Genomic DNA, 6608 nt, shown 5'->3' with positions numbered 1-6608 from the left:
TCTACTCTAGATACAGTCAACGGTACAGCCATTTTCAAAGGGAAAATGTACCCAGTAGCGTCTTTTCAATTTTTTCTGAGAAGCGACCTGCAGTAAGGGTTTTGTTAATTTTTTAGTATTTCTGTATGGGGGAAGTCCAGTAATAATGCCGATGATGGTGGCGATGGTGGCAAGGGTTCCCTCTTTCTCCACTTTGGAGATAACTTCGTAGCTGCCTTGCACCCCTTCCATCTCTAGGATGTCCTCAGCAACCTTGATAGCATCGCAGCCTTCAATTTCTATCTGCATCAGTTTTGTTCCTCCCGTAAGTACCCAAGCAAAATGATCCTAAATCCGTTTATTAAAAACTGATTATCTATTCCCCCTTTTGCTTGTCCTGATATGTAGCCTATACTCAACGAATTTAGCACGAAACCCAACCAATGTCCTATTATCAAATAATTATAAATGATTTTGCCTGGTTATTGGATGGGGTGTTGGGTAACAGTCGTCAACCCAACCTACCTTCCGCGCTTTCTAGCTGTCGGTTCTAAGAGTTAGATTACCAAGTACAAGCTGAGCTAAGTCATCAGCTTTCTTTGATTGTTCTGCCGCCAATGTCCTTAGCGTAAACTCTTGTTCGACAGCATCTCCAATTTGTGTTTGAATCTCTTCTGGAGGAACAATTATTTGTAATTCTAGTAATCTAGACGGGCTAATTCTCTGTCGCCCCGTTGCACCAGTAACGTTTGCTGTCGCTTGTCGGGTAAAATGATCAGAACGTAAAGCCCGAAAAAGGTAATAAAGATTAATCTCGGCTTGTGATTTTTTTCGCAAAACAATAAATTCAGTTGAAGCTACTGCGTTAGTTACATCTTGAGTTACTAGCGCAATCTTTTTGTTGGCCAAGCTGGGCATGATCTTGGCGAAAAGAATGTCATTCTTTTGAAAGCGATGTTTTGTACTTCCAATCTCATTTCCTTGATTAAGTTTAAGAGTTAATATATAGCCATAAATATCATCTACTTCTCGTAAATCTATATATTCAAATATTTGACCAGCATATCTACTAGAGCGTGGATTAACGCTTCTTGATACAACATCTACAAAGTTTCCTAAAGGCTGCTGTTCAAACTCACCTATTTGCTCATGCAAATATTGTGTATAAGCTGCACCAGCATCAACTGTATCGATACTACGGGCTGATTCTTCAGTGATTGTTAATATTAAAGGGTCTGGTTTAATTAACTCGATAGTCATTGCAATTCTAGTTTTACTCTATGATAGGCTTCCGCGATAACAGGTAAATCATTGAGATCAGTTTCTCTATAATATTTTGAGGTAATGTCATAGCCAACGTGTTCTGCTTGTGCTAAAAAACGCTTTTTATTGTCTCCAGTAGTCTTCTTGAGATACAAAACACAGGTTCTAGCATTAGACCCCCCAAACGGCTTAAATGATCCGACAGGTAAGCTTATACAACCATGAATATGTGTACGAGATTTCACAAAGTTGCGAACTTCAGTCTCGGAAACTCCGCTGGCAACACCATGGGGCAAAATAACTAGCAAACGTCCAGTTTCAGGCTTTAATAGTCGAATTGCTCTCTCAAGAACCAAATAGTCTGAACCTTGAGCAGCTTTACCTCGTCCTAGATAATACCGGTTTAAAGTAGCAGAATCTTCATAGGGTATATTGAACGGGGGATTAATGAGAATTACATCAAACATTGCTGCGTTATTTTGCTCAATATTTAAAAAATCAGTTCTGCGTCCATCTGTATTCCCAAAAACATCTTCTCTAATTGAATCTCCTGTATAAATATGTTCATAGCCATCACCATGTAAAATCATATTTATTCGACATAAAGTGGCTAACCGAGGATTTATCTCAATTCCCCATAGATTATTCGTGACAAGATTACTAACTAAATGATCTTTTTCATCTTGGCTAGAATCAAGAAATCGAATTTTTTTGCGGACATTAATAAACGCTCTAATAAGAAAGCCACCACTTCCGCATGATAAATCAAGGACTTTTTCTCCAATTTTTATATCAGCTATCTCAACCATGAACTCAACTAATTGTCTTGGGGTTAAATACTGTCCTAAGTCCCCTCGGAGTGTTCCAGTAAGAAAGGCCTCATAAACAGAACCAACTACATCTCCTCCTGCTCCAGCCAAGCCAAGTGGTGTCTTAAAACCATAAAGACCAAAAGGCTCTAATTCACGAACAATTTTTTCAACAGTTTCGTTGCTTCTAATTTGAATTTGAGTTCCCGTAGGGAATACATTAAAAGTCTGTTTTGCGTCAGTAAACATTTGCTGTAAAGCAGCTAGAGGTCCACTGCCAAGAAGCCAGGAAGATGTAAAGCGATTGGGTGCAAGGCCTTCAGCATCTCTTTTCTCTTCGTTAAACTTACAAGTGAGAATTTTAGTTAGCTCATCAAATGCAGACTCGGCAATGAGTCCTTCTTTAGCTAACTCTTTTCGACATTCCCTAAATGCTATTTCTAAGTCACCTTTATTTTCAATAGTTACTAAAAGTCGCTCAGCAGCTTGTCGCTTTTCCAATTGAACTACATTGCTAGAGACAGTAAGTATTGTGCTTTCAAGCTCTTGCGGTTCAGGAACGGATTCTAATCCGCCAATATCGTCTCTATCCAAATAATAAATCTCCCAATCACGTCCATTAGTCAGAACTGCAATTGGTGTAGATGGTTCAAGAAGTTGAGCATAGGAAAGCGCTTGGTTAACATCCTCCTCGCTCAATCGATGCTGAATACGCTTGGTTTCAACCACAAGAGCCGGACGTTCCCCAATATAAACAACGATATCAGCTTGCTTTCTAAATCTATGTCCTGAAGTTCCAGTGATTGAGACTTTTCGACGTATCTGGTTCCTGTCGTAACCAAGCCTCATTATGAAAGGAATAACAACATTCTCAGCACAGTCGTCCTCAGAGTTCAACGGTGGTGCTTTGCGAAAAATGTCATCTAAGATAGCCTGTTTATTCAACGGCATAATAATCTATACACCTATGGGTTACACGACAACTAAGCCTACTGCAAACCAGAGCAGTAGGTAAATAGCTTAAACCGTTGCGTTGCTGTTACAGGCAATACTACTATTAACCAGCTTAGTTGGGGAAAAAATCTCAATTACTATCAATGGTTGACCTAAGAAAATATTTCAGTCTCTCCGTCGGGAAATAACCTATTAGAGACTGAAAAATCTTAGTCATTCCATTCCCCTTTGGGGGGTACGGGGGGATTGCGTCGAAGATGACGGGTTAAGTCCTCATCCGGTTGTTTCTCTCCTCTTAGCCACTGTTTAATCGCCGTTTCGATAATGCGACTAGGATCGTTAGTCAGGTGTTTAATCTGTTCTAAAACTTCCGAGTCAAGGTGAATAGCGATTTCAACTTTCTCCGCCGTGCGCTGAGTCGGTGTAGCATTTTCGTTCATAAGCTCTATCAATTATTGCTATCTATCATTCTACCCGTCAGTCGAGGATTCTTATCCAAGAGTTTATCTATAGTAATCCGATTTGGACAAATCTTACATCTTTACCCTAGCCATTGCCCTTTCCCTGATTTTGTCCCCATACTCAAACTGACCATCGTTTCCTGTGGATGCCGAGAGGGGAAGCTAAGGCCAAAACCCTGACTATACTTGCAGTTTAGCTTTTTTTACCTTTTACTTTTCGCTTTTGCTCCAGCCTTAGAGACTTTACCTCTACAATGAATTAAGGAATCTAAAATTTTATAAACCCCTGACTTTTGCCAGCAGTGAACCACGATGACTGACGTTCCCGTTTCTCGCATTCGCAATTTTTCCATCATCGCTCATATCGATCATGGTAAATCAACTCTCGCCGATCGCCTCCTGCAAATTACGGGAACCGTAGCCCAACGGGAGATGAAAGAACAATTTCTCGATAATATGGACTTGGAACGGGAACGAGGTATCACCATCAAGTTACAAGCGGCACGCATGGATTATACCGCTAAGGATGGTCAAAAATACGTTCTCAATCTGATTGATACCCCCGGCCATGTGGATTTTTCCTACGAGGTTTCTCGGTCTTTAGCGGCGTGCGAGGGAGCTTTATTAGTTGTGGATGCGTCCCAAGGAGTAGAGGCGCAAACTTTAGCCAATGTTTACCTAGCACTGGAAAATAACCTCGAAATTATCCCAGTTTTAAATAAAATCGACCTACCCAGTGCCGAACCGGAACGGGTCGCGGCGGAAATCGAGGAAGTGGTGGGTTTAGACTGTAGTGAGGCGATTCGGGCCTCGGCTAAGGCTGGGATCGGTATTAATGATATTCTAGAGTCGATCGTCCAATTGGTTCCCCCTCCCCAAGATACCCTCGAAGAACCCTTCCGAGCTTTAATTTTTGATAGTTATTACGACGCTTATCGAGGGGTAATTGTCTATTTCCGCGTCATGGATGGTCGGGTGAAAAAGGGCGATAAAATTCGTTTTATGGCTTCTGGTAAAGAATTTGTGATTGATGAATTGGGAATTTTATCACCGCAACAGGTACAGGTAAATGAACTGCACGCGGGAGAAGTGGGTTATCTGGCAGCCGCGATTAAAACTGTTGCTGATGCCCGGGTGGGTGATACGATTACTCTAACCGCTAAACCAGCACAAGAGCCTTTACCCGGTTATACAGAAGCAAAACCGATGGTTTTCTGCGGATTATTCCCCACCGATGCTGATCAGTATGCCGATCTCAAAGATGCCCTGGAAAAGTTAAAATTAAACGATGCAGCTCTATCCTACGAACCGGAAACTTCTAGCGCCATGGGTTTTGGTTTCCGTTGCGGTTTCTTGGGACTGCTACACATGGAAATCGTGCAGGAAAGACTAGAAAGGGAATATAACTTAGATTTAATTACCACTGCCCCCTCGGTAGTTTATCAGGTCACTACCACCGATGGGGAAATTGTCGAAGTGGATAATCCCAGTTTGTTACCTTCCCCACAAAAACGGGAAAAAATTGAGGAACCTTATATCCAAGTGGAAATGATTACTCCGGAAACCTATGTAGGTGCTTTGATGGAATTATGTCAAAGTCGTCGGGGAGTTTTCAAGGATATGCGTTATTTTACTAAAACTCGCACCGCTTTGATTTATGAGTTACCTTTAGCGGAAGTGGTGACGGACTTTTTTGATCAATTAAAATCTCGATCGCGCGGTTATGCTAGTATGGAATATCAATTAATTGGCTATCGGGAAAATGAGCTAGTTAAATTAGATATTATGGTCAATGGTGATCCCGTTGATGCTTTAGCGATGATCGTTCACCGGGATAAAGCTTATTATGTTGGTCGCGCTTTAACCGAAAAGTTAAAAGAATTGATTCCCCGGCATCAATTTAAGGTTCCCATTCAAGCAGCTATTGGTTCTAAAATTATCGCTAGTGAACATATTCCCGCTTTAAGAAAGGATGTCTTAGCTAAGTGTTATGGTGGTGATATTAGCCGCAAGAAAAAGCTGTTAGACAAACAAGCAAAAGGGAAAAAACGGATGAAAGCGATCGGAACTGTTGATGTACCCCAGGAGGCATTTATGGCAGTCCTAAAACTCGATCCTCAGTAAAATCTTGGGGTGAGAATTAACTCACCCTTTTTAGTTTTAGCAGTGGGGAATTATTATGAAACTTTTGAGGTTATCCTATCAAGATTTATCCTCTGGAGTAAGTATAGATTCTTGCAAATTTTTTCCAGATTTGAATTTATTAGTTGGTATCTCATGTGCAGGAAAAACCTCGATTTTAAAGGCCATTAGTAATTTAAAAAGAATCGCTAACGGTGAGTCTATAAATGGAGTAAAATGGGATGTAGAACTTTTAACCAATGATCATGTTCGTTATCATTGGTTGGGTGAATTTGAGGTTAGAAAAGCTCGTTCTCTCATCAAGATTGAAGAAGATGAAGTCAATAGTAATGACGGCGAAAATAAGGTTAGTATAATTAGGGAAACTCTTTTAAAAGATCAAGAGGTTTTGATCGCAAGAAATCAAGAGGTAATTGAGTTTAAACATTCAAAGACACCAAAACTACCATCTTATTTAAGCTGTATAGAGCTTTTCAATCAAGAAGAAGATGTTTTCCCTGTTCGACAGGAATTTAACAAAATGATTTTCAATCCACTTGAGTTTAATATCTCATCTTCAACATTGGCTAAAATCTTTATAAACAACGAATATGCCGAATATAACTCTCTCTCTCTGAATTACAATCGAGTCAACTTCCTATTTCCGACAAACTACTGATCACTTATAAAAAATATCCTGATACGTTCGAGATAATAAAGAGAAAGTTTTTAGATATTTTCCCTCAAGTTGAAGATTTAAAAATAGAATCTTTAGAGCCATCCGAACTAGGTGATCTGCTTGTTTCATTAACTAGAATTGGTTTACTTGAAGAGCCACCTCGCATACAAATAAAAGAAAAAAACTCTCATGTCTGGATTGTAGAAACAAATATCTCCTCTGGAATGATAAAAAGCCTGATGTTCTTAGCAACGATCAAATTATCTCCTGATGGGAGCGTTATATCTGGACTTCCCCCATACATAAATACTAAAAAATTAACAAAACCCTTACTGCAGGTCG

Annotated in this window: 6 protein-coding genes; 2 read left to right on the top strand and 4 right to left on the bottom strand. The window is 40.1% G+C overall.

Going from position 1 to position 6608, the window contains the following annotated elements; translation table 11 throughout:
* Nucleotides 1–6: 6 nt before the first annotated feature.
* From IM500_RS13355 to IM500_RS13340, 4 genes are all read right to left on the bottom strand, one after another.
* A complete protein-coding gene (locus tag IM500_RS13355; protein WP_287738648.1) occupies nucleotides 7–288 on the bottom strand; it encodes a hypothetical protein in 282 nt (93 codons plus the stop codon).
* A gap of 228 nt (nucleotides 289–516) precedes the next feature.
* Nucleotides 517–1239 (bottom strand): restriction endonuclease subunit S, encoded by a 723-nt coding sequence (locus tag IM500_RS13350; protein ID WP_002762203.1) that lies wholly within the window; start codon nucleotides 1237–1239, stop codon nucleotides 517–519.
* Nucleotides 1236–3002 carry an N-6 DNA methylase gene (locus IM500_RS13345; protein WP_002762205.1) on the bottom strand — a complete coding sequence of 589 codons (1767 nt, stop codon included), beginning with the start codon at nucleotides 3000–3002 and terminating at the stop codon, nucleotides 1236–1238. The genes IM500_RS13350 and IM500_RS13345 overlap by 4 nt, the downstream gene beginning before the upstream one ends.
* Before the next feature lie 212 nt (nucleotides 3003–3214).
* Entirely contained in the window at nucleotides 3215–3445 is a 231-nt protein-coding gene (locus tag IM500_RS13340; protein ID WP_149988200.1) for a type II toxin-antitoxin system CcdA family antitoxin, read from the bottom strand.
* Nucleotides 3446–3778: 333 nt separating this feature from the next.
* Here IM500_RS13340 and lepA point away from each other — a divergent pair, with 333 nt between their 5' ends.
* Nucleotides 3779–5590, top strand: coding sequence for a translation elongation factor 4 (gene lepA / locus IM500_RS13335; protein ID WP_002762209.1), 1812 nt, complete (start codon nucleotides 3779–3781; stop codon nucleotides 5588–5590).
* 55 nt (nucleotides 5591–5645) lie between these two features.
* Nucleotides 5646–6266 carry a hypothetical protein gene (locus tag IM500_RS13330; protein WP_242034640.1) on the top strand — a complete coding sequence of 207 codons (621 nt, stop codon included), beginning with the start codon at nucleotides 5646–5648 and terminating at the stop codon, nucleotides 6264–6266.
* The last annotated feature ends 342 nt before the right edge of the window (nucleotides 6267–6608 follow it).

Source organism: Microcystis sp. M179S2, from assembly GCF_020245805.1.
Taxonomy (GTDB): domain Bacteria; phylum Cyanobacteriota; class Cyanobacteriia; order Cyanobacteriales; family Microcystaceae; genus Microcystis; species Microcystis aeruginosa.
This window is presented reverse-complemented; position numbering and strand designations above follow the sequence as displayed.